Consider the following 21,859-nt stretch of genomic DNA (forward strand, 5'->3'; position numbering starts at 1 on the left):
GACCGCGAGTTGGTGAATAGAAATCCAATTAATGTTTACCTTGTTGATTCACTAGACTGCCACGCCTGGCGCGCCTCTAATTAAAACAGATTTCGCCCTACTTATGGTACGGTTCCCCCCGATTAATCCGGAACCCGCGATAAATCTGCTCGAGCAGCATTACCCGCATCATCTGATGCGGATAGGTCATCCGCCCGAAAGACAGCTTCTTGTCAGCGCGCTTCAGGATGGCGGGCGACAGGCCGAGCGAGCCGCCGATGACGAAGCTGACGGAGCCGCCGCCATAGACGGCCTGCTTGTCCAGATGCGCGGCCAGCTGCTCGCTCGACCACGTCTCGCCGTCGATCGCCAGCGCGACGACATGCGCGCCGTCCCGCAGCGCGCCCAGGATGCGCTCGCCCTCGCGCGCGCGCACCTGGTCCTCCTCCGCCGGGCTCATGGAGTCCGGCGTCTTTTCGTCGGGCAGCTCGCGGATGTCGAGCTTGGCATAGGCGCCCAGCCGCTTCGCATACTCGTCCACGCCGCCGGTCCAATACTTCTCTTTCAGCTTTCCCACGCATACGATCTGAATCTGCATGTCCACGGTCCTCCGAACGATTGATCTGCTCCTCCCAGCTTATCCGATTCCAGCCCCCCGTAGCAAAAGATAGACGAATGCTCGCTTATGCGGCGCGCGGATTCCCCTTAAAATGACCGTATCCGATGAAAAAGGCAGGGATGACAGTGGCGGTCCAAAAAGACAAATGGGAGCAATACGGCGTCCTGCGAGCCGGCCCTCCGCTGGACGCGCGGCTGCCGGAGACGCGGCTGCTGGAGAAGGACGCCCTGTCCAGCATGCTGCAGCGCCATCCCAGCGTCGTCCTGAAGCCGCGCGACGGGAGCTTCGGCACGAACATCATCTTCATCCAACGAACCGAAACGGGCGCCTACCGGATGCAGCACGAGAACAACGCCATCACGATGAGCGGCACGGACAAGGTTCTCGAGTGGCTGTGGATTGAAAGCAAAGGAAGAGGCTACATCGTCCAGGAGCGGATCCCGCTGGCTCGCATCGGGCGCAGGCCGTTCGACATCCGGGTCATGGTCCAGCGCCAAAAAGCAGCCTCGTCCCCTTGGACCGTGACCGGCTCTTATGCAAAAGCGGCGACCAAAGGCTATCTGGTCACGAATGTGGCCAGCCGCCCGCTCCCCTTGCTTCGGGCGCTGAAATCCGCCCGCATCGAGGACCGGAGCCTCCCGGCGAAAATAGCGCGGGCCGCGCTGGAGGCTGCCGAACGGCTCGGAGAGCGCTATCCCGACCTCCGGCAAGTCGGATTCGACATCGGCATCGATAGGGAGCGCCGGATCTGGATCATCGAGGGCAACTACCAGCCGGCGTTGCGCCCTTTCCGGCTCTTGAAGGACTCCACGATGCTGCGCCGAATCCATTGGTACCGAAACCATTAGAACGCAAAGGACGACCTGCCCGATGTTCAGGCAAGTCGTCTTTTTCGCTTGGCATCTGGACTTAGCTGACGATGCGCGTCACCTGGAACCGGTTCTCTCCGACCTGGATGATGGCGAACCGGCTGTAGGAGGTGCCGGATGAAGTATACGGCTCCGCTGCAATATCCCCGCTGGGCGTCCGCACCGTAGCCGTAATCCGAGTGAGCAGGCAGACGCCGCGGCCCGAAGCTCGCCACGTCTCGTCGCGCTGCACCGAATAAAGGTCATCCGAGCAAAAGATGGACGAATACTCCACCGCCCCATACGCATTGAACGACGTGGAGTTGGTGATCTGAACCGGATCATACCCTTGAACCTCTCTAAGTCCCATCCAAAAGCCTCCCTAGTGGTGATAGACTTAGTAGATGCGATAGAGTCGGTTTGGCCCCGTCCTAGCTGTCCGCGTCTTCCCCTTTGCCCGCGGCATGCTTCTTTCTCCATTCCCCCATGCTGTCCAGAATCGGAAGAAAGCCTCGCCCCATGCCCGTCAGCGAATACTCCACCTTGGGCGGCACCTCGTGATACACCTCGCGATGCACCATTCCGTCCCGTTCCAGCTCGCGGAGCTGGCTCGTCAGGATGCTTTTGGAAATGCCCGGCAGCAGCCGCTGGAGCTCCCCGAACCTTCTCGTTTCCTTCAGCTGCCAAAGGATAATGAGCTTCCACTTGCCCGCGATGACGTTCAGCGCATCCGACACGAGACAGAGCTCCCGCTTCTCCTCCGGGATTTCGCCCTTGAAGTTGGCTCTCGCCATACGATCTCTCCTCTTCATGGTCTTAAAAATGTGACTAGGTATCTTAAATGTGCCTACTGTTCCTTTTTGGACTATTGCCATAGTATAGGATTAGAGCCTTGTCCACAACCTATTCCTGACTGACGATAGAGGAGGAACCACCATGAACATCGCCATCATCGGGGCTAACGGAGTATCCGGAAGCCTCATCCTGAAGGAAGCGGTCGACCGCGGCCACGACGTCACCGCCATCGTGAGGGATGCGTCCAAAATCTCCGCCGCGAACGTCGCCGTGATTGAGAAAGACCTGTTCGACCTGACGGGAGCCGACCTCCGTCCGTTCGACGTCGTCGTCAGCGCCTTCAAGGCGCCGATCGGCCAAGAGACGCTGTACCTCGACTCCAGCGTCGCCCTGGCGGCCGCGCTCCAGGACGCGCCGGACACGAAGCTGATCGTCGTAGGCGGCGCGGGCAGCCTGTTCGTCGACGCCGACAGCACGTCGCTGCTGATGGATACGCCGGACTTCCCGGACTTCGTCTATCCGACTGCCTTCAATGCGGGCAAGCAGCTGGAGCATCTGCGCCAGACCGACTCGCTGACCTGGACGTACATCAGCCCGGCCGCGTTCTTCGACCCAGAGGGCCCTCGCACCGGCTCTTACCGCAAGGGCAAGGACCATGTCATCCCGAACGCTCAAGGCGACAGCTACGTCAGCTACGCCGACTTCGCCATCGCCGTGCTGGACGAGATCGAGCATCCGCAGCATGTGAACGAGCGGTTCACGGTCGTCAGCGACAAAGAGTAGCAGACGCGCGGCTGGCGACGAAATTCCATCGCACGCTGCGGCAGAAAAACACAAACGGGACGAAACGGAGCCATCTCCGCTTCGTCCCGTTTGCTCGTTCGGCGCGCGCTTGCCGCCCCTAAAAGGCAGGGCAGGCGCCTTGGCTACCGCAGAAGGCCCCTCGGCCTGAGCGCTCGGCACTGGAGCCAACCCCGTTGGCGCGTTCAGCGCCACCACGGCGTGGCCGCGTTCAGCGCCACCAGGGCGTGGCCCCGTTCAGCGCCACTAGCGCGTGGCCGCGTTCAGCGCCACTAGCGCGTGGCCGCGTTCAGCGCCACTAGCGCGTGGCCGCGTTCAGCGCCACTAGCGCGTGGCCGCGTTCAGCGCCACTAGCGCGTGGCCGCGTTCAGCCCACTAGGCGTGGCCGCGTTCAGCGCCACCACGGCGTGGCCGCAATCAGCGCCACCAGGGCGTGGCCGGCGGCTCGCCCTGCCCGAGCGTCACCGTTTCCCCGATCCGCGGCGTGCAGACGGCGACGCCGTCGGCGCTCGCGGCGCGGAGCAGGCGTTCGACCGGATCGGTCCAGGCATGCAGCGCCAGGCGGAACGCGCCCCAGTGGATCGGCAGCAGCAAGCTGCCTCGGACATCCCGATGCGCCTGCACCGTCTCCTCCGGCAGCATGTGGATGCTCGCCCACCGCCTGTCGTACTGGCCGCATTCCATCAAGGTCAGGTCGAACGGACCGTACGTTTCCCCGATCTCGCGGAAGTGCGGGCCGTACCCGCTGTCGCCGCTGAAGAAGATCCGCCGCCCCTGCCCCTCGATCACCCAGGAGCACCACAGCGTCGAATTCCGGCTGAGCAAGCCTCTTCCGGAGAAATGGCGCGCCGCGGCGCAGGTCAGCGTCAAGCCATTGAGCTTCACCGCTTCCGACCAGTCGCACTCGCGGATCGCCTCGCGCGCGACGCCCCACCGCTCCAGATGCGCGGCGACGCCGAGCGGCACGATGAACATCCCGGTCTTCTCCTTCAGCCGGAGGATCGTCGGGTAATCGAGATGATCGTAGTGATCATGCGAGAGCACGACCGCATCCAGCCGCGGCAGACGCTCCAAGTCGACCGGCGACGAGCCCTTGAACCGCTGCCCCCCGATCATCGGAACCGGCGAAGGCGCCCGCCCCAGCATCGGATCCAGGAAAACCGTCATGTCCCCGAGCTCCAGCAGCACCGCCGAATGCCCGAACCAAGTGACTCGCACCGCGTTCTCCCGCTCTGCGGCGGACGCAGGCGAGTACCGCTCCACGTCCAGCGGCCGGTCGGGAACGGCTTGCGGCGTGCCCTTCAGGAACTCGCCCAGGATCGAGACCTGGTCCTTCCAGCCGCTCAGCATCGGCGTCGGCAGCGGGTAGGCAAAAACGCCGTCGCGGTATTGCTTCGAGCGGCGGATGCGCTCCCGCGATTCGGGAGACGGCTTCCCGCCCAGGGCGGGGCGGATGTAGAGGTAAGCCAAGGTCAATGCGGCGGCGAGCGCGGCGGCGATTCCGATCCATACTCCCATGTCGAGCGAGCCTCTTTTCGATGAAAATTCTTCTCCCACCAGCTTATCCGATCCCCCGCCTCGATAGCAAAAAAACGCCCGGACGCAGGCGCGGCCGGACGTTCTTCGATTCCATCGACGGCGTTCCTTGCTCCGCCGACCGGCAGAGGACCGGCATTCGTACGCCATTGGACGAGCTTGTTCAACTAGCCGTTCTCGATGCCTGCAGCGAATCCTTTTCCTCAAGATTGCCTAGCCGAATTTCCCACCTATAGCTAGTTCTCCCATATTGGAAAATTCCTACAGATTTCAACGCGGAAAATGTCGAATTCTGCGGACGAATACCGAGAGACGAGGTATAATTCGAGTACAATCAATCCTCGGAGGAATCTATGAGAACGCTTCGTCTATGTCTCTTCCCGGCTCTGGCCGTTCTCGCCCTGCTGGCGGGATGGCTCCACTGGCCTTCTCTTCTATCGGCAGCCGAGCCGGGCGATGTCGCCGCCTCTGCCGCTCCCGCCGCCAGATCCTCCCTGGACCGCTGGCAGGTGCTGCCTATCCCCGCCGATGCAACGCCCGGCACCGCGCCGCCTGCGGACGCCGACTGGCTGGACGCCGAGCTGAGGGAGCCGCGCGTCGAGCTGCCGAAGGACGCCCAAGGCATCTGGATCCGGCTCCGCGTGCCGGCGACGGAGCAGTGGCATCGTCCCGGCCTGCTGGCCGGACGGATGTACAGCCGGCACGTACAGGTGTACGAGCGCGGAGTGCTGCTTTACGAGTCGAGCCGCGGGTTCGATTTTGACCAGGGCCGCCTGCTCGTGCCGCTGGACGCGAAGCCCCAAGAGACCGTGCTCGACGTGCGCATCCTGAACAAGGGCGAACGAGCCGGCTTCCTGACGCCTCCGCAGCTCGGCGAGTTCGACGAGCTGGACCGCACCTACATCCGCAAAGAGCTGCCCAGCCTGCTGCTCGGCGTCTCGCTCGTCTTCCTCGCGGCAATCATGTTCATCTGCTCGAGCTTCCTCAGCCGCCGCCAGCGCGGCTTCTGGATCTCGCTCTGCCTGATCGCGCTCTCGGCCGGACTGCTGATCAGCGCCTATTCGCCGCTTCTCTACCTCTATTTCCCCGATGCGGCCCAGGTGTTCCTGGCCTGCTTCGAGCTGTCGCTGTTCACGATGTTCCCCGCGCTCGGCTACTTCGTGAACGAGGCGCTGGAGCGCAAATCGCCGCCGTTCCAGCGCTTCACGCGCTGGCAGACGTACTACTCGGCGTTCGGGGTGCTCTGCTTCGTCGCCTACCGGTTGTCGGACGGTCAGTTGCATGCCTTCTATGATCTCGTCTCTGTTGTCGCCGTCGGCTTCTTGATCCTGGTACAGATGGTGTGGATTTCGATTCTCTCCATCGCACACACCTTTCAGGGTGATCGGCAGGCACGCATCCTGTCGCTGGGACTGCTGGCCTTTGCCGTGTCGAGCGCCATCGACCTGATTTTGTTTTACGGAAGCGGCAAAAGCTACGTCCTCTTCCTCTGGAAGCTCGGCATCGTCGCCCTCATCTTCTCGCTCGTCGTCATCCTCGCGCGGCGCGTCTCGTCCGACTACAAGACGCTGGTGTCCTACTCCAAGCAGCTGGAGCAGTTCAACCTGTCGCTCGAGCGCACGGAGAAGCTCAAGATCATCAGCGATCTCGCCGCATCCGTGGCGCATGAGGTGCGCAACCCGCTGCAGGTGACGCGCGGCTTTCTCCAGCTCCTCTCCAAAAAGGAGGATCCCCAAAGCCAGGACTACATCACGATCGCCGTCAGCGAGCTGGACCGCGCGGCCGAGATCATCACGGACTTCCTCACCTTCGCCAAGCCCGATCTTGAGATGATTGTAAAGATAGATCTCCATGAATTGCTGGAGCAATTAGATCTCATCATGGGGCCTCATGCCGCCATGCATGGCGGCCGCTTGGTCATCATTTCAGAGGAAGGCTTGGAGATCATGGGCAGCCCTTCCAAGCTCAAGCAGGCTCTGATCAATCTCATCAAGAACAGCGTAGAGGCGTTCGGCCAGGAGGGAATCATTGAGCTGACCGCGCGCGCCGAGGGCGGAGAAGCCGTGCTGCGGCTGAAGGACAACGGAGAGGGGATGGATGAGGAGCAGCTCGCCAAGCTCGGCGTGCCTTATTTCTCGACCAAGACGAAGGGGACCGGCCTCGGCACGATGGTGACGATGCGGATCATCGAGGTGATGAACGGCAGCATCGACTTCCGCAGCGAAAAAGGAAAGGGAACCGAAGTAACAATTCGGTTCCCTCTAACCGGTCAGATCGTCTCCGAGATGACCGATGCTATATCATTACCAGACTAGCTCGACCTCGCCTTGGCCGTTTGCCACATTTTCAGGGCTAGGAGGAAGAACGAGATAGAAGTGCTTTTCTGTTTCGGCAACAGCCGTGACCTGGATATCAGCCGCTACCTCGTAATCAAAGGCTTCTTTGATGGCTTTTTTGGGATCAGCGAGCAACTGCTGCTTAAAGATTTCATCCTTCCAAGCTTTACGAATGATCTGAACTCTCAACGATTCTACGGCAACGGTCATGAAATCACAGCCTCTCAAAGTGGTATGGGTAAATCTTCCTACAGATTAACACATGGCTAGGAAAAAGTCCCTATCAATTTTCAAGATGTGACAAATAATGAAAGAACCCTCCATTCAACGCCAGACCATCTGCCGTTTGCCGTATCGACATAACGTCGGCTTCGATGCCGGCGAGCACCGCCCGGTGGAATCCGGCGAGTCCCGAAGGCGCCTCGTGCCGATCCGACAGCTCCCGCCGATGGCCTCGGACGAGCTCGGCCAGCCGCTCCACCGCGTCCTCCTGGTAGACCGCCCGGCGTACGAGCCGCTCCGCCAGCGGCTGCTCCTCCGGCTGGTCCAGCATCCGCCGGACCAGCGTCAAAAACGCGTTCGACCGCTCCTCGCCCGCGGCCAGATCGTCCCGCCAATCGGCCCAGTCGTCGGCGAGCTGCAGCGAGGCGAGCGCCAGCTCCGTCGCCTGCTCCGCGTCGGCGATGCGCTCCGGCCGGCCCGCCGCCAGCCAGACGGCGGCCGCTCCGATCTTCACCGGCGCCGACTTGGCCGCCAGAGCGGCCGCATCCTGCGGCTCGGCTCGCTGCCGTCCTTCCTGCGACACGGCCTGCGCCCACTCGCCGGCATAGGCCCGGTAGCGGCTCCACAGCTCCGCCGAGCCGGGCACGGCGCGCTCGTACCGTTCCAGGAACAGGCTATGCAGCAGCTGTCCCGCCGCCAGCGCCTCCTTTGGCCCGAGCCCGATCTCGTCCCCGTCCATCACGTCGTCCAGCAGGAGATAATGCAGCATCATATAGACGCTGCCTACGGCCAGCTCGCGGCCCACGGCTGGAGGAAGGCCCGCCTGCTCTCCCGTCCATGCGGGCAGCAGGTAGGCGATGAAGTTCGACCCTCCCTCGCGCGCAGACGGATCCGCGCGGTCGATCAGCTGCCGCAGGACGCCTCGCAGAGGCTCCGGACAAGCCGACGCACCCTCCCGCGCATCGGCGAAGATCGCCGCCGCTTCTTTGCGCGCCATTTCCAAATTCCATTCAATCGACATGTCGAGTTCCCCTCTCCGCTTTCATTGTGGGACGGGCGCCTCATGGCCCCGGGCATCAAAAGAGGCGCACGCCCGGCGGACTCAAGCCCGCCGCGCTACATATAGTGACAGAAAAGCTACGAAGGAGCCTGCTGCCATGCCTCTCGGCGTCTCGATCATCGCCTGCACGAACCGGCCCGAGTTCTTCGCGAACATCCTGGCCAACTACAAGCGCCAGCGCTATGCCCGCAAAGAGCTGATCGTCATCGTCAACCTCGATTCGGCCGACATCCGCCAGCTGCGCCGCCAAGCCCGGCAGCTGCCCCATGTCTCGGTGTACCGGGTGCCGGAGCGCGTCTCGCTCGGCCAGTGCCTGAACTGCGGCATCTCCCGCGCCAAGCACGAGCTCATCGCGAAGCTCGACCACGACGACTATTATGCTCCCGATTACTTGAGCGAGCAGGTGAAGGAGCTCCGCCGCACCCGCAGCTCCGTCGTCGGCAAGCATTCCTGCCTCGTCTATCTGGAAGCCAGCCGGCAGCTGCTCATCCGCTCGCCCAAGGAGAGGGACAAGGAGGCCGACTTCGTGCAAGGCGGCACGATCCTGTTCCACCGGCGCGTGCTGAAGGGCGTCCGCTTCCCGGACCGCTCCCTCGGCGAGGACGTCCGCTTCCTGCGCAGCTGCAAGCGCAAGGGCTACCGCATCCGCGCGACGTCGCCGTACAACTACGTCTATATGAGGCGCCGGAACAAGAGCACGCACACCTGGCGCGTCGACGACGGGTTCTATCGGAAAGGAAGCCGGCTGCTCGCCGTTACCCGCGACTACCGTCGCTTCGCCGACCGCAAGGCGTGACGCCGGAGGGCGCGCGGGCTTGGACCGCCGGCTTGGCTCGGCGAGCACTTCAAGCTATATATCGGAATTCGTGCTTCTATATTGCCACATGGTTATAGATCAGCACAGAGATGTATCGACGTCTCTAGCCTTCCAAAACGCTTGCAAGCCGGTGCCGAAAGCTCGGACGACGACGCGCGCCTTTATTTGAAACCCTGACCGCCTACGTCGATGGCCGCGTCTGCAGCTCGTCGGGACGGAAGCGGATGATCTTGACCAGCTGCTCCTGCATGTAGGCCGGCGAGCGCGCGAAGCCGCTCTCGATCCAGTGGAACAGGATGCCGAGCAGGCCGGAGATGGAATAGTCCGCCAGCAGCTCGGCGTCGATGCCGTCCAGCTCCGGCAGCAGCTCGCGGGAGGAGATGTCCTTCAGAGCCCGGAACATCTTTTCGCGCAGCGCGGGCATGACCTGGCTGCGGCTCAGGATGCGGTATGTCGGCGCATGCTCCATGAAGTGGTCGAAGATCTTCACCGAGCCCGGCGGCAGCTGATGCACGCGGAACACCTCCGTCTGCTCGTACGGATAGCGGAACGCCTCCAGCAGTCCCTCGATCAGATCGTTCAGGATGTCCTCGAGCAGCGCTTCCTTGTTGTCGTAATGCTTGTAGAACGTCCCCCGGTTGTACCCGGACGTCAGCACGATCTCCGTGATCGTGACCGCCTCGAATTCCTTGTCCTCGAGCAGCCCGAGCAGCGCCTGCTTGAGCGCCGTTTTGCTGCGCGCGACGCGCGGATCCACTTTTCCAGCCATCTCCATCCTCGCTTTCGTCAACAAGCGCTTTCATCTTGTTCATTAATGGACAAAACCGCCTGTTTTACGGATATCCAGGTCCCTTCTTCCGTATTATACTGAAGGCGTCACCTGTATAGTTAGTCAACATTTATTCATAAATGCGAAGGAGGACTTCGGAATGAAGCTGAATGGAAAAGTAGCCGTCGTCACGGGAGCCGCATCGGGCATGGGCAAGGCGATCGCCGAGCTGTACGCCGCCGAGGGAGCGAAGGTCGTCGTCAGCGACCTGCGCCTGGAGGCCGCGCAGACGGTCGTCACCGAGATCGAGGGCAAAGGCGGACAAGCGCTCGCCGTCGCCGCCAACGTCGCCAAGGAAGAGGACGTGCAGGCGCTGATCGACGCCGCAGTCGAGAAATTCGGCACCGTCGACATCCTCGTCAACAACGCCGGCATCATGGACGGCTTCGTGCCGGCAGGCGATCTGACGGACGAGCTGTGGGAGCGCGTCTTCGCGGTCAATACGACCGGTCCGATGCGCACCGTGCGCAAAGTGCTGCCGATCTTCCTGGAGAAGGAGAGCGGCGTCATCGTCAACATCGCCTCGGCCGGCGGCCTGAACGGCTCGCGCGCAGGCGCGGCGTACACGGCATCCAAGCATGCCGTCGTCGGCTTCACCAAAAACGTCGGCTTCCAGTACGCGACGAAGGGCATCCGCTGCAACGGCATCGCTCCGGGCGGCGTGCAGACGAACATCAGCGCCACGATGGGCCAGCCGAACGAGTTCGGCATGAGCCGCGCGATGGCCGGCATGGGCGTCAACCCGCGCGTCGGCACGGCCGAGGAGATCGCCAAGGTCGCGCTGTTCCTCGCTTCCGACGACTCCAGCTTCGTCAACGGCACGGTCATCGCGGCCGATGCCGGCTGGACGGCTTACTAAGGAAGGCAATTGTTCCAAGAGCTGAATGAGTTCGTTGAAAGTGGCCTTCTGTGAAAAAGGTGCTGCTTCTCACAAATGTGAGCAGGCAGCACCTTTCCCAATTCAACGTCGTCCCGCTTTGGATTAAACCTTTTAAATGATGCACTGAAATGCTTTCCTTTTTACTCCCATCACCATCTGTATGGTTTGTGCAAGCGAAGCAAAAAAGCAGGATGATGAGCATAACAAACACCGTTGACGCACCTCTTCGATCAGGCGCAGCGGCACGTACGTTCACGAAGTCGTCCTCCCTTTCGCTCGCACTCGCAGATGCGAGTTCTTTCCCTAACATGGACGCGCGAAAGAGGAATGGAGTTGCGGTATCAGTTGACCTCTGCGCTCAGAAAGTCCGGCCGCGCGAAGCTCGGGTCGGGATAGGTGTAGAACCCGGCGCCGGTCTCGCGGCCGAGCCGGTTCTGGTCAATGTAGTCGCGCTTGAGCTTGTCCGCGACGGCCTGGTACAGCGGGTCGCCGGTCGCCTTCGCCTTGGCGAGGCCGATGTTGTAGGCAGTGTTGATGCCGACGACGTCGAGGATCGCGAACGGGCCGAGCGGCGCGCCGGTCGCCGCCATCCACGTCTTGTCGATCGTCTCGACGTCGGCGACCTCCTTGACGAGCAGCAGCTGCGCGGCGTCCAGCAGCGGCACGAGCAGCGAGTTGAGGATGTAGCCAGGCTGCTCCTTGCGCAGCGGCAGCGCGATCATGCCGATCTTCTTGGCGAAGCCGACGACCGCGCCGAACACGCCCTCGTCCGTGCCGGGATGGCGCATGATCTCGGCGGTGTTGTTTTTCCAGATCTCATTGGCAAAATGAAGCGCAAGAAACTTCTCCGGCCGCCCCGTCGCCTCGGCGAACTGGCTCGGCAGCAGCGTCGACGAGTTCGTCGCGAACACGGTGTGCAGCGGTGCGACCGCCCCGAGCCGGCGGTAGAAGTCCGTCTTGATGTCGACGACTTCCGGCACCGCCTCGATGACGAGGTCGGCATGCTCGACCGCCTTGGCCAGGTCGCTCTCGAACGCCATGCGCCTGTAGGCGTCGTCGAGCTCCTGCTGCGAAGCGCCGAGATCCGCCATGTAGCGCGGCTTCAGCGCCTCAATGCGCTCCTTCGCCTTGGCCAGCGCCTCGTCGTTGATGTCGTATACGGTCACGTCGAACCGCTTGAACGCGGCCTGGAACGCGATCTGGCTGCCCAGCACGCCGCTGCCCGCGACGGTGATGCGGCTGAAGCTCATCGTTCATCGTCTCCCTTATCTGGAATATAGGAGTAAGATGTCCAAAAAAGAGCGGCTCATCCGCAGATGAGCCGCCCATCCAGGGCAGGTTTGTGCCTTGGTTTTGGCTTTCGGGCCCGGGTTCGCCCATCCAAGGCAGGTTTGTGCCTTGGTTTCGGCTTTCGGGCCCGGGTTCGCCGATCCAAGGCAGGTTTGTGCCTTGGTTTCGGCTTTCGGGCCCGGGTCCGCCCGATCCAAGGCAGATTTGTGCCTTGGTTTTGGCTTTCGGGCCCGGGTTCGCCCGATCCAAGGCAGGTTTGTGCCTTGGTTTTGGCTTTCGAGCCCGGGTCCGCCCGATCCAAGGCAGGTTTGTGCCTTGGTTCGAGCCCGTGGCCTCGGGTCCGGCCCTTACGTCCCGCAGAACGTCCGATACGGACGATCGCTAGCCGGGGCGGCCCCGGCGTATTCCTCTTGCTCAGGCGTATAGGCGTACGGGTCGGCCAGAGCGGCCAGCAGCCGCTCCATGACGCCGAAATCGCCCGTTTCGGCCGCCGCCAAAGCCTCCTCGACGCGATGGTTGCGCGGGATGACGCTCGGGTTGCTGCGGCGCATGAGCGCCTCCGATGCGGCGGCGTCGCCATGACGTCCGCGGCGCTCGCGCCAGCTTCGGAGCCAGTCCGCATACCCGTCGCCGCCCAGCCCGGCCGCCTCAGCCTGCCCGAGCGTCAAGGCGCGGAACGCGTTCGTATAATCCGCGCCCTGCTCCTGCATGAGCCGCAGCAGCCCGGCGGCGAGCTCCTCGTCGCCTTCTTCCGTGCCGAGCAAGCCGAGCTTGTTTCTCATCCCCGCCAGCCAGTGCCCGTGATAGGCGCCCTCGAACGCCGCGAGCGCGCTTTCCGCCAGCTCCAGAGCCTGCTCCTGGTCTTCATGCAGCAGCGGCAGCAGCGACTCCGCGAGGCGCGCGAGGTTCCAGGCCGCGATATATGGCTGGTTGCCGTAGGCATAGCGTCCCTGCGAGTCGATCGAGCTGAACACCGTCGCCGGATCGAACCGGTCGAGAAAAGCGCACGGGCCGTAGTCGATCGTCTCGCCGCTGATCGTCATGTTGTCGGTATTCATGACGCCGTGCACGAAGCCGACGAGCTGCCACGACGCGATCAGCGGCGCTTGACGCGCGACCGTACCCTGCAGCAGCCGCAGCGCGCGGGCGGAGCCGTCCGCTCCCGCCGCCTCGGCCTCGCTCCACCCTTGCGGATCGTGGCGGCGCAGCGCGTAGTCGACGAGCTGCCGCAGCTCGTCCGGCGAGCCCCACTGGGCAGCGAACTGGAACGTGCCGACGCGCAGATGGCTCGCCGCGACGCGGGTCAGCACCGCGCCGGTCTCCAGCGACTCGCGCACGATCTGCTCGCCGGTCGTCGCGACCGCGAGGCTGCGCGTCGTCGGGATGCCGAGCCCGTGCATCGCTTCGCTGATGATGTATTCGCGCAGCATCGGGCCGAGCGCGGCGCGCCCGTCGCCTCCGCGCGAGTACGGCGTGCGCCCGGAGCCCTTGAGCTGGATGTCGCGCAGCCCTCCGGAAGGCGTCCGCTGCTCGCCGAGCAGCACCGCGCGCCCGTCGCCGAGCCGGTTGAAGTAGCCGAACTGATGCCCCGCGTAAGCCTGCGCCAGCGGCTCGGCGCCCTCGGGCAGCCGGTTCCCGGCGAACACCTCCGCTCCGTCCGCGCCTGCCAGCGCGTCGGCATCGAGTCCGAGCTCCTTTGCCAGCGGGCGGTTCAGCACGGCCAGCGCGGGCGCGCGGACCGGCAGCGGATGCTGCCTGGTGAACAGCGTTTCGGGCAGCTCGGCGTAGCCGTTCTCCAGCTGCCAGCCTGCCGCCGCGGCGCTTGCCTTCGTTTCGCTCATGCTTGGATGACCTCCTTGGCCTAGCCAACGTTTCCTCCAGTATACCCCTTGCCGGACGGCGCAAGCGAATCCGCCTCCGGCGGCTCCCCTGGAACCGCCTTGCCGCCTGCCCGGATTCTGAAGGAAGCTTGTTCCATATCGCGCATAATTGCCACGCTTTAGCGGAATTTTAAGCCCAATGCCTTCTTTTCGTAACGAATTGCGCGCGATTCATGTCTGAAATTGCAGGTTCAAAGCCCCTCATTTATGTTAAAATAACGAAAGACAAGCACGGGCCGAGGCCCTACTTTGCCATTCTCATGCCCCGGCATGAGGAGAAACCTGCTGCAGACATCAGACATTAGGAGGAGTTACAATGGCTCTCGTTTCCATGAAGGACATGCTCAACAAGGCGCTCGAGGAGCACTACGCGGTCGGCCAGTTCAACATCAACAACCTGGAGTGGACGCAAGCGATCCTCGCGGCCGCCGAAGAAGAGAAGTCCCCGGTCATCCTCGGCGTCTCCGAAGGCGCAGCCCGCTACATGGGCGGCTTCAAGGTCGTGACAAACATCGTCAGCGCCCTGATCGAAGAGATGAAGATCACGGTACCGGTAGCGATCCACCTCGACCACGGCTCCAGCTTCGAGAAGTGCAAGGCTGCGATCGACGCCGGCTTCACGTCCGTCATGATCGACGCTTCGCATCATCCGTTCGAAGAGAACGTGGCGACGACCAAGCAAGTCGTCGAGTACGCGCATAGCAAAGGCGTGTCCGTCGAAGCCGAGCTCGGCACTGTCGGCGGCCAAGAGGACGACGTCGTTGCAGACGGCGTCATCTACGCCGATCCGAAGGAATGCTTCGAGCTCGTGCAGCGCACCGGCATCGACTGCCTCGCTCCGGCCCTCGGCTCCGTGCACGGCCCTTACAAAGGCGAGCCGAACCTCGGCTTCAAAGAGATGGAAGAGATCTGCCAGACGATCAAGCTGCCGCTCGTCCTGCACGGCGGCACAGGCATCCCGACCGAGCACATCAAGCGCTCCATCGGCCTCGGCACGGCGAAGATCAACGTCAACACCGAGAACCAGATCGAGTTCACCAAAAAAGTCCGCGAAATCGTGACGAAAGACCTCGAAGTCTACGATCCGCGCAAATTCCTCGCCCCAGGCCGCGACGCCATCAAGGCGACGGTTCAAGGCAAAATGCGCGAGTTCGGTTCTTCCGGCAAAGCGTAAGGCTCCCAACAAAAGCAAGCCCCTGCTTCCGCTTCGGCGGCGCAGGGGCTTTTTTGGCAACTCTAGCGACGCTTGTCTCGGCACGAACCCGCGCAGATCAAGACTTGGCTTTTTTGAAAATCAGGAATGCCAGACCGATCGCGATCAAGACGATCATCGCACCTATCAGGTAGAGAAGAATCTCCAGATTCCGATTCGCTTCTTCAAGCTGATCGGCCATGGAAGAAACGGACATTTCCATGAATTGAAGCTTGCCCGCTATCTCTTGGTTGGAGCCAGCAGAATTAGTTAGACTTTGAATGATTTGTTGCACATCTTCTTCATTCAATTTTCTAGCACCTCCCAATGACATCCATTTTATTAAAAAAATTCATAATAAAAAATAGGCCGATTCTCCTCTTTCAATCCCTTCGCTTGAAGATGGCCGCTTCACGACGGAAATCGCCCCGGTCCAGCTCCCGCAGCCGCCGATACCGCTCCTCGCGCGCCAGCAGCTCGGCGTGGGTGCCGCGCATCGTGATCTCGCCGCGGTCCAGGAACACGATCTCGTCCATGCGCTCGACGCCGGCGAGATGATGCGTCACCCAGACGATCGTCCGCCCCTCCAGCGCGGCGAAGATCGTCGCCAGCAGCTCGCGCTCGGTGCGCGGATCGAGCCCGGCGGCCGGCTCGTCGAGCAGCACGACCGGCGCGTCCTGCAGCAGGATGCGGGCCAGCGCGATGCGCTGCCGCTCGCCGCCGGAGAAGCGCTTGCCCGCCTCCTCCACTCGCGTGGCAAGGCCCAGCGGCAGCGACTCCGTCACCGCGTCCAGCCGCGCCAGCGAGGCGGCGCGCGCCACCTCGGCGTCCGTCGCTTCCGGACGGCCGAGCCGGATGTTCGCCGCGATCGTGTCGTCGAACAGATGCGGAGCCTGGTTCAGCACGGCGACCAGCTCCGAGATCCGCTCGCCGTAGTCGGCCGCCGCCCGCGAGCCGATGCGCGCGCTCCCGGCGGTCGGCCTCAGCGCGCCGAACAGCAGCTTGAGCAGCGTCGACTTACCCGCGCCGCTCGGGCCGAGCACGGCGATTTTCGCGCCCTGCGGCAGACAGAGATCGACATGCTTCAGCGCGCAGGCCGCTTCGCCGCCGTAGCGATAGCCGGCGTCCCGAAGCTCGACCGTCACCGCCGACGGGCGGCGCAGATGCAGAGCGCTCCCTTCGTCAGCCGTCCCTCGGAAGCTTCTATCCCTGCGCCGCCGCTCCGATGCGCCAGCCTTCTGCAAGCGCTCGATCCCCAATCTCCGCTCCGATGCGTCAGCCTTCTGGAAGCTCTCGCTCCCCAGTCCTCGCTCCGCCGCAGCGGCCGTCCCGCTCCATCCGCCTCCCCCCGCCAGGCCGAATGCGCCGCCGGATGCGCCGCCCGTCAGCCCGTTCCGTACCGCCCCCGCTGCCGCAAGCTCTCTAGCATGCTTAACTGCATCTACTTCTCTATTCTCCTTCTTTATCTCGAATTCTCTCACTTCCTCGGTAACATTTTGTATGATCGAGTAATCCTCCCCGTTCATTCCCGCCTGCTGCAAGCCTCTCAGCCGCTCCAGCGAACGGCGATAAGCGGGGATGCGCTCCGCCGCCTCGGACAGCGGCAGCCAGGCGTCCGCCAGCGGAAACGCCGCCAGCGCGAACGCGGCGATGAGCGTCGGCTCGAGCCGCCCGGCTCCGGCCTCGCCGCCCGCCCAGGCGACGACGGCGACGACGGCGAAGCCGACGAGCGCCTGGCCGAGCAGCTGGCGGCGGCGCGCCCACTGGCGCAGCTCGCCGTCGGCAGCCGCGACGAAACGCTCGTCATCCTCGTAGCCGCCGAGGAAGCGCGCCTGCTGCCCGCTCAGCATCCAATCGTCGAGCCCGAGCACGGCGTCGGTCAGCGACCGGTACAAGCGGGCCCGGCGCTCCTTGACCTGCCGCTGGGCGCGGCGCGTCCGCAGCAGCGAGACGAGCGGCAGCACGGCGATCAGCAGCAGCAGGTACAGGCCGGCCAACAGGGCGAAGCCGGCATCGAAGCGGCCGAGTCCCGCGACGACGGCGGCGTACAGCGCCAGCGCCGCAGCGGCCGGGAACACGACGCGCAGGAACACCTGCTGCAGCTGCTCGATGTCCTCGGCGAGCAGTCCGAGCAGGTCGCCCGTGCGGCAGCGCGCCGCCAGCTCCATCGCCTGCGGCGCCAAAATTCGATACAGCCGCACGCGCATGCTCGACAGGATGCGTAGCACCGTGTCGTGGCTGCACAGCTTTTCGACATAGCTCAGCACGGCCCGGCTCGTGCCGAAGGCGCGCACGCCGACGATCGGGACGTAGACCATGAGGATGTTCTCGATCGGAGTGGACGACTTGGAGATGAGGAAGCCGGACGTGAACATGAGCGCCGCGGCGGCGAAGACGGTCAGCGTGCCGAGCAGCAGCGACAGCAGCATCCGCCACCGGTAGAGGGACAGATACGGTGCAATCCAGCGCGGCCGGCTCATGCGGTCTCCTCCCATCCGGCCGTGGCCAGGTCATAGTAGGCGCCGCGAAGCGCCATCAGCTCCTCCGGCGTGCCGGACTCGACGATCCGGCCGCCGTCCAGCACGACGATGCGGTCCATCTGCTCCATCCAGTGCAGCCGATGGGTCGCGAGCACGACGAGCCGCCCTTCAAAAAGAGGGAGCATCGACGGCTTGAGCTCATACTCCGTCTCGATGTCCAAATGCGCCGTCGGCTCGTCGAGCAGCACGATCGGCCGCTGTCCGAGCAGCGCCCGCGCGAGCGCCACGCGCTGCCGCTGGCCGCCGCTCAGCTGTCGGCCGCCCTCGCCGATCGGCTCCTGCAGGCCGAGCGGCAGCGAGCGCAGCAGCGGCCCGAGGCCGGCGGCCCGAGCAGCGGCGGCCGTCTCCTCATCCGTCGCCTCCGGCTGGTACAACCGGATGTTGTCGCCGAGCGTGCCGCCGAACAGATGCGGCCGCTGCGGAATGTAGGAGATCTGCGAACGCCAGCCGTCCGCCGTCAAGCCGCTCCAGCGGCGGCTCTCCAGCACGGCCGAGCCTTCCGTCGGAGCGAGGAAGCCGCCCAGCACGCCCAGCAGCGTCGACTTGCCCGCGCCGCTCGCTCCGACGATGCCGACGCGCTCGCCGGCGCGCAGCTCCAGGCTGACGCTCTCCAGCGAGGCCGGACCGTCGCCATGCCGGACGCCGACGCCCTCCAGCCGCAGGCGGCTGTGCGGCCCCCAGGCGAACGGATCGCGATACGGGGGAAAAGCCCCGCCTTCCGCCCCTGCTCCCTCTGCTTCAGTCCGCTCCGCCGCCGCGCCGAGCAGCCTCGCCTCCGGCACCGGCGTCTCGATGACGGCGCGCATCGCCTCGCCGGCCTCCTTGCCGTCGAGCGTGGCGTGGAAGTCCGCACCGACCTGGCGCACCGGCAGGAAATACTCCGGCGCGAGGATCAGCACCGTGAGCGCGGTGACGAGCTCCATCTGGCCGTTCACCAGCCGCACGCCGAGGCTGACCGCCACCGAGGCGACCGACAGCATCGTGAAGAAATCGAGCGCAAACGAGCTGAGGAACGCCACGCGCAGCGTCTTCATCGTCGCCGCCCGGTACCGCTCGCTGACGTCCTCGATGCTGCGGCGATGCGAGCGGCTGCGGCCGAGCACGAACAGCGTCTCCAGCCCCCGCAGCGAGTCGACGAAGTGGCCCGCGAGCCGCCGGTACGTCGCCAGCTGGCGGTCCATCTGCCCGCGCGCGGTCATGCCGATCAGGATGAGGAACACGATCAGGATCGGCAGCGTCACGAGCAGGATGAGGGCGCTCAGCCGGTCGAGCGCCAGCACGCAGACGAGCAGCAGCGCCGGCGTCGCCGCCATGCCGGCCATCCGCGGCAGGATCAGCTCGAGGTAGGCGCGGAACTTGCCCGTCCCCTCCAGCGCGAGCGTTACCCAGCCGCCGACGCCCAGGTCGCCGGCGGCGCGGGAGCCGAGCCGCAGCAGCCGCTCCAGCATCGCCCGCCGCAGCGCGGCGGCCGTCGTCTCGGCGAACCGCCAGGCGATGCGGGCGGACAGCGCCGCGCAGCCATGCCTTCCCAAGAAAGCAAGAAGGAACAACAGCGCCGGGCGCCATTGCTCCTTCGCCGGTTGTCCCGCGAACAGCGAGGAGACGGCCTCCGCCAGTCCCGCTGCCGCGAGCGCGATGCAGGCGGTCTGCAGGACGGCAAGCGCGCCGATGAGACCCAGCGCCTTGTGGATTCCTTTGTACGTCAGCAAGTTCCGGTCCATCCGCGCTCACCGTCTCCTTCGTCTCGATCTCGTTCTAGTATTCCAGATGGTCCTTGGCATGGACGCGCTTGTGGAAGATGAAGTAGCTCCACGCCTGATAGCCGAGCACGAACGGCAGCAGCGTCAGCGCCACGATCGTCATCACCTTGAGCGAGTAGGCGCCCGATGCCGAGCCGGCGACCGTCATGCTGTAGGCGGCGTCGAGGCTGCTGACCATGACCCGGGGGAACAGGCCGATAAAGACCGACGACACCATCACCGCGAGCGTCAGCCCCGTCATGCCGAACGCCCAGCCGTCGCGGCCGGCGCCGGCCAGCCGCCAGGCGAGCGCGAGCGCCGCCGCGCCGACGGCGCAGAGCGCGTAGAGGAGCGGCCCGCGGACGTCGAAGATGTCCGTCTCGAATGCGGTCGCGGCGACGAGGCCGGCGAGCGCCACGCCGGTCGGGAGCAGCAGCAGCCGGGCGCGCCGCCGCGCCCGCTCCTGCAGCTCGCCCGTGACGCGCAGCGCCGTGAACAGCAGGCCGTGCACATTGCACAGCAGCACGACGGCGATGCCGGCGAGCACCGTATAGCCGTTCACGATGTCGCCCAGCAGCGAGGCATGCATCTCCATGTCGGCATCGATCGGCAGGCCGCGGATGAAGCAGGCGAACACGACGGCCAGCAGGAACGGCGGCAGGAAGCTGCCGGTCAGAATCGCGGCGTCCCATGTCCTTTTCCAGCCCAGGCTCTGCGCCTTGCCGCGGAACTCGAACGCCACGCCGCGCAGGATGAGGCCGAGGAGAGCGAGCACGAACGGCACGTAGAAGCCGCTGAACAGCGTCGCGTACCAGTGCGGGAACGCCGCGAACATCGCGCCCGCTCCCGTCAGCAGCCATACCTCGTTGGCGTCCCAGAACGGGCCGATCGAGTTGATCATGACGCGCCGCTCGGATTCCGTGCGGGCGAGCAGCTGCGACTGCATGCCGACGCCGAAGTCGAACCCTTCGAGGAAGAAGAAGCCGACGAACAGGACGCCGATCAGGATGAACCACAGATCGCTAAGCGTGAGCATGAGGCGCCTCCTTTCCCGGGCGGCGCGGCGGCAGCGGCCCCGCATCCGCCTCTTCTTCCGCCGACGCGTAAGGCCCTTTCTGGATGACCTTCACGAACAGGTACACGAGCACGGCGGCCAGCGCCGCGTAAATGCCGTTGAATACGATCAGCGAGAACAGCACCTCGCCGGCGGTGACGCCGGGGCTCACGCTGTCCGCCGTCGTCATCAGGCCGAACACCGTCCACGGCTGGCGGCCGAACTCCGTCATGCACCAGCCGGCCGTATTGGCGATCGGCGGCAGCAGCAGGCCGGCGAAGCAGAGCCGCAGGAACCAGCGTCCCATGCCGGCGAGCTTTTGGCGCCAGATGAGCCACGAGGCGTACAGGCCGATGAAGATCATCGCCATGCCGGCGGCGACCATGATGCGGAAGCTCCAGAACGTCGTGCGCACCGGCGGGATGTAGTCGCCCGGGCCGTACTGCTGCTCGTACTCGGCCTGCAGCTCGTTCATCCCTTTCACCTCGCCGCTGAAGCGGCTGTAGGAGAGGAAGCTGAGCAGATACGGAATCTGCAGCTCATGCTTGCTCACCTTGTTCTCGGGATCGATGCTGGCGACGACCGTCCACGCGGCCGGATCGCCGCTCTCGCCCCACAGCCCTTCGGCGGCGGCCATCTTCATCGGCTGCGTGTGTACGAGGTACTGGGCCTGCCAGTGGCCGGCGAAGGCGACGAGGATCGAGGAGCTGACGGCGACGAGCGCGGCGATCTTGAACGACCGGAGGAAAAAGTCCGTGTCCTGCCGCCGCAGCAGCTTCCAGGCGCTGATTCCGAGCACGAGGAACGCCCCGGTGGCGAACGCGCCGAATACCGTATGCGGGAACTCGACGAGCGCCTGGCCGTTCGTGACGAGCGCCCAGAAGTCGTTCATCTCCGCCCGCCCGTTCGTGATCGCGAAGCCGACCGGATGCTGCATGAACGAGTTCGCCGTGAGGATCCAGAAGGCGGACATCGTCGTGCCGAGCGCGACCATCCAAATGGACAGCAGATGGATCTTCTTGGACACTTTATCCCAGCCGAAGATCCAGATGCCGATGAACGTCGACTCCAGGAAAAACGCCAGCAGCGCCTCCACCGCGAGCGGCGCGCCGAACACGTCCCCGACGAAGCGCGAGTAGTCCGACCAGTTCATGCCGAACTGGAATTCCTGCAGGATGCCCGTCACGACGCCGATCGCGAAGTTGATCAGGAACAGCTTGCCCCAGAACTGGGCCATGCGCTTGTACGTCTCGTCTCCCCGGCGCACGTAGAGAGTCTCCATGATCGCGAGCAGCAGCGCGAGCCCGATGCTGACCGGCACGAAGAAAAAGTGAAAAATCGTCGTCGACGCGAACTGAAGCCGCGACAGCTCGACCACATCCATGCTTTCCCCTTCTTTCGACCTAAATGGGTGAGGCTTCTAGCTGGGTCTATTGTGCCAG

At 64.3% G+C, this 21,859-nt stretch carries 20 protein-coding genes; 6 read left to right on the forward strand and 14 right to left on the reverse strand.

What is annotated here, in order from left to right; translation table 11 throughout:
* Positions 1–97: 97 nt before the first annotated feature.
* On the reverse strand, positions 98–577 hold the full coding sequence (rlmH, locus tag GE073_RS24420; protein ID WP_028598057.1) for a 23S rRNA (pseudouridine(1915)-N(3))-methyltransferase RlmH: 480 nt from the start codon (positions 575–577) through the stop codon (positions 98–100).
* Positions 578–723: 146 nt separating this feature from the next.
* Here rlmH and GE073_RS24425 point away from each other — a divergent pair, with 146 nt between their 5' ends.
* On the forward strand, positions 724–1,446 hold the full coding sequence (locus tag GE073_RS24425) for a YheC/YheD family protein (protein ID WP_052333052.1): 723 nt from the start codon (positions 724–726) through the stop codon (positions 1,444–1,446).
* Positions 1,447–1,507: 61 nt separating this feature from the next.
* Here the strand turns inward: GE073_RS24425 and GE073_RS24430 are convergent, their stop codons facing one another.
* Positions 1,508–1,816 (reverse strand): hypothetical protein, encoded by a 309-nt coding sequence (locus GE073_RS24430; RefSeq protein ID WP_028598055.1) that lies wholly within the window; start codon positions 1,814–1,816, stop codon positions 1,508–1,510.
* Between the two features lie 61 nt (positions 1,817–1,877).
* Complete coding sequence (locus GE073_RS24435) at positions 1,878–2,240, reverse strand: winged helix-turn-helix transcriptional regulator (protein ID WP_028598054.1); 363 nt, start codon at positions 2,238–2,240, stop codon at positions 1,878–1,880.
* Between the two features lie 142 nt (positions 2,241–2,382).
* Between GE073_RS24435 and GE073_RS24440 the strand changes: the two genes are divergently transcribed.
* Positions 2,383–3,024, forward strand: a complete 642-nt coding sequence (locus GE073_RS24440) for an NAD(P)-dependent oxidoreductase (protein WP_028598053.1) — start codon at positions 2,383–2,385, stop codon at positions 3,022–3,024.
* Positions 3,025–3,459: 435 nt separating this feature from the next.
* On the opposite strand, the gene GE073_RS24445 is transcribed toward GE073_RS24440, so the two are convergent.
* Positions 3,460–4,560 (reverse strand): MBL fold metallo-hydrolase, encoded by a 1,101-nt coding sequence (locus GE073_RS24445; protein WP_153784587.1) that lies wholly within the window; start codon positions 4,558–4,560, stop codon positions 3,460–3,462.
* Between the two features lie 371 nt (positions 4,561–4,931).
* Between GE073_RS24445 and GE073_RS24450 the strand changes: the two genes are divergently transcribed.
* On the forward strand, positions 4,932–6,893 hold the full coding sequence (locus GE073_RS24450; protein ID WP_153784588.1) for a sensor histidine kinase: 1,962 nt from the start codon (positions 4,932–4,934) through the stop codon (positions 6,891–6,893).
* Here GE073_RS24450 and GE073_RS24455 read toward each other — a convergent pair.
* Together GE073_RS24455 and GE073_RS24460 are read right to left on the reverse strand one after the other, a co-directional pair.
* Positions 6,882–7,124 carry an NHLP leader peptide family RiPP precursor gene (locus tag GE073_RS24455; RefSeq protein ID WP_043111058.1) on the reverse strand — a complete coding sequence of 81 codons (243 nt, stop codon included), beginning with the start codon at positions 7,122–7,124 and terminating at the stop codon, positions 6,882–6,884. The genes GE073_RS24450 and GE073_RS24455 overlap by 12 nt on opposite strands.
* Positions 7,125–7,197: 73 nt before the next feature.
* Positions 7,198–8,157 (reverse strand): hypothetical protein, encoded by a 960-nt coding sequence (locus GE073_RS24460; protein ID WP_127464567.1) that lies wholly within the window; start codon positions 8,155–8,157, stop codon positions 7,198–7,200.
* A 136-nt stretch (positions 8,158–8,293) separates the two neighbouring features.
* Here GE073_RS24460 and GE073_RS24465 point away from each other — a divergent pair, with 136 nt between their 5' ends.
* On the forward strand, positions 8,294–8,992 hold the full coding sequence (locus GE073_RS24465; protein WP_153784589.1) for a glycosyltransferase family 2 protein: 699 nt from the start codon (positions 8,294–8,296) through the stop codon (positions 8,990–8,992).
* A gap of 202 nt (positions 8,993–9,194) precedes the next feature.
* Here GE073_RS24465 and GE073_RS24470 read toward each other — a convergent pair whose 3' ends face one another.
* Positions 9,195–9,782, reverse strand: a complete 588-nt coding sequence (locus GE073_RS24470) for a TetR/AcrR family transcriptional regulator (RefSeq protein ID WP_228551773.1) — start codon at positions 9,780–9,782, stop codon at positions 9,195–9,197.
* A gap of 160 nt (positions 9,783–9,942) precedes the next feature.
* On the opposite strand from GE073_RS24470, the gene GE073_RS24475 reads away from it, so the two are divergent.
* Positions 9,943–10,701 (forward strand): SDR family oxidoreductase, encoded by a 759-nt coding sequence (locus GE073_RS24475; protein WP_028598048.1) that lies wholly within the window; start codon positions 9,943–9,945, stop codon positions 10,699–10,701.
* A 362-nt stretch (positions 10,702–11,063) separates the two neighbouring features.
* Here the strand turns inward: GE073_RS24475 and GE073_RS24480 are convergent, their stop codons facing one another.
* Together GE073_RS24480 and GE073_RS24485 are read right to left on the reverse strand one after the other, a co-directional pair.
* Complete coding sequence (locus GE073_RS24480; RefSeq protein ID WP_028598047.1) at positions 11,064–11,972, reverse strand: 3-hydroxyacyl-CoA dehydrogenase; 909 nt, start codon at positions 11,970–11,972, stop codon at positions 11,064–11,066.
* A 387-nt stretch (positions 11,973–12,359) separates the two neighbouring features.
* Positions 12,360–13,853, reverse strand: coding sequence for a protein adenylyltransferase SelO (locus tag GE073_RS24485; RefSeq protein WP_028598046.1), 1,494 nt, complete (start codon positions 13,851–13,853; stop codon positions 12,360–12,362).
* 355 nt (positions 13,854–14,208) lie between these two features.
* Here GE073_RS24485 and GE073_RS24490 point away from each other — a divergent pair, with 355 nt between their 5' ends.
* Positions 14,209–15,066 (forward strand): class II fructose-bisphosphate aldolase, encoded by an 858-nt coding sequence (locus tag GE073_RS24490; protein WP_028598045.1) that lies wholly within the window; start codon positions 14,209–14,211, stop codon positions 15,064–15,066.
* 97 nt (positions 15,067–15,163) lie between these two features.
* Here GE073_RS24490 and GE073_RS24495 read toward each other — a convergent pair whose 3' ends face one another.
* From GE073_RS24495 to GE073_RS24515, 5 genes are all read right to left on the reverse strand, one after another.
* Positions 15,164–15,394, reverse strand: a complete 231-nt coding sequence (locus tag GE073_RS24495) for a hypothetical protein (RefSeq protein WP_028598044.1) — start codon at positions 15,392–15,394, stop codon at positions 15,164–15,166.
* 73 nt (positions 15,395–15,467) lie between these two features.
* Positions 15,468–17,564, reverse strand: coding sequence for an amino acid ABC transporter ATP-binding/permease protein (locus GE073_RS24500; RefSeq protein WP_153784590.1), 2,097 nt, complete (start codon positions 17,562–17,564; stop codon positions 15,468–15,470).
* The gene (gene cydD, locus GE073_RS24505) at positions 17,561–19,345 is read right to left on the reverse strand and encodes a thiol reductant ABC exporter subunit CydD (protein ID WP_153784591.1); all 1,785 of its coding nucleotides are present in this window, start codon (positions 19,343–19,345) and stop codon (positions 17,561–17,563) included. Before cydD ends, GE073_RS24500 begins: the two co-directional genes overlap by 4 nt.
* Before the next feature lie 34 nt (positions 19,346–19,379).
* On the reverse strand, positions 19,380–20,399 hold the full coding sequence (gene cydB / locus GE073_RS24510) for a cytochrome d ubiquinol oxidase subunit II (RefSeq protein ID WP_153784592.1): 1,020 nt from the start codon (positions 20,397–20,399) through the stop codon (positions 19,380–19,382).
* Positions 20,386–21,801 carry a cytochrome ubiquinol oxidase subunit I gene (locus GE073_RS24515; RefSeq protein WP_153784593.1) on the reverse strand — a complete coding sequence of 472 codons (1,416 nt, stop codon included), beginning with the start codon at positions 21,799–21,801 and terminating at the stop codon, positions 20,386–20,388. The genes cydB and GE073_RS24515 overlap by 14 nt, the downstream gene beginning before the upstream one ends.
* Positions 21,802–21,859: the final 58 nt, after the last annotated feature.

It is taken from the genome of Paenibacillus sp. B01, from assembly GCF_009649995.1.
In the GTDB taxonomy this organism is placed as follows: Bacteria; Bacillota; Bacilli; order Paenibacillales; family Paenibacillaceae; genus Paenibacillus_O; species Paenibacillus_O pasadenensis.

Coding starts and splice junctions, on each gene's coding strand:
- cydB (WP_153784592.1), bottom strand. CDS start 20,399: ATGCTCACGCTTAGCGATCTGTGGTTCATCCTGATCGGCGTCCTGTTC.
- GE073_RS24440 (WP_028598053.1), top strand. CDS start 2,383: ATGAACATCGCCATCATCGGGGCTAACGGAGTATCCGGAAGCCTCATC.
- GE073_RS24455 (WP_043111058.1), bottom strand. CDS start 7,124: ATGACCGTTGCCGTAGAATCGTTGAGAGTTCAGATCATTCGTAAAGCT.
- GE073_RS24445 (WP_153784587.1), bottom strand. CDS start 4,560: ATGGGAGTATGGATCGGAATCGCCGCCGCGCTCGCCGCCGCATTGACC.
- GE073_RS24485 (WP_028598046.1), bottom strand. CDS start 13,853: ATGAGCGAAACGAAGGCAAGCGCCGCGGCGGCAGGCTGGCAGCTGGAG.
- GE073_RS24480 (WP_028598047.1), bottom strand. CDS start 11,972: ATGAGCTTCAGCCGCATCACCGTCGCGGGCAGCGGCGTGCTGGGCAGC.
- GE073_RS24500 (WP_153784590.1), bottom strand. CDS start 17,564: ATGAGCCGGCCGCGCTGGATTGCACCGTATCTGTCCCTCTACCGGTGG.
- GE073_RS24430 (WP_028598055.1), bottom strand. CDS start 1,816: ATGGGACTTAGAGAGGTTCAAGGGTATGATCCGGTTCAGATCACCAAC.
- GE073_RS24450 (WP_153784588.1), top strand. CDS start 4,932: ATGAGAACGCTTCGTCTATGTCTCTTCCCGGCTCTGGCCGTTCTCGCC.
- GE073_RS24475 (WP_028598048.1), top strand. CDS start 9,943: ATGAAGCTGAATGGAAAAGTAGCCGTCGTCACGGGAGCCGCATCGGGC.
- GE073_RS24435 (WP_028598054.1), bottom strand. CDS start 2,240: ATGGCGAGAGCCAACTTCAAGGGCGAAATCCCGGAGGAGAAGCGGGAG.
- GE073_RS24470 (WP_228551773.1), bottom strand. CDS start 9,782: ATGGCTGGAAAAGTGGATCCGCGCGTCGCGCGCAGCAAAACGGCGCTC.
- GE073_RS24515 (WP_153784593.1), bottom strand. CDS start 21,801: ATGGATGTGGTCGAGCTGTCGCGGCTTCAGTTCGCGTCGACGACGATT.
- GE073_RS24460 (WP_127464567.1), bottom strand. CDS start 8,157: ATGTCGATTGAATGGAATTTGGAAATGGCGCGCAAAGAAGCGGCGGCG.
- rlmH (WP_028598057.1), bottom strand. CDS start 577: ATGCAGATTCAGATCGTATGCGTGGGAAAGCTGAAAGAGAAGTATTGG.
- cydD (WP_153784591.1), bottom strand. CDS start 19,345: ATGGACCGGAACTTGCTGACGTACAAAGGAATCCACAAGGCGCTGGGT.
- GE073_RS24490 (WP_028598045.1), top strand. CDS start 14,209: ATGGCTCTCGTTTCCATGAAGGACATGCTCAACAAGGCGCTCGAGGAG.
- GE073_RS24465 (WP_153784589.1), top strand. CDS start 8,294: ATGCCTCTCGGCGTCTCGATCATCGCCTGCACGAACCGGCCCGAGTTC.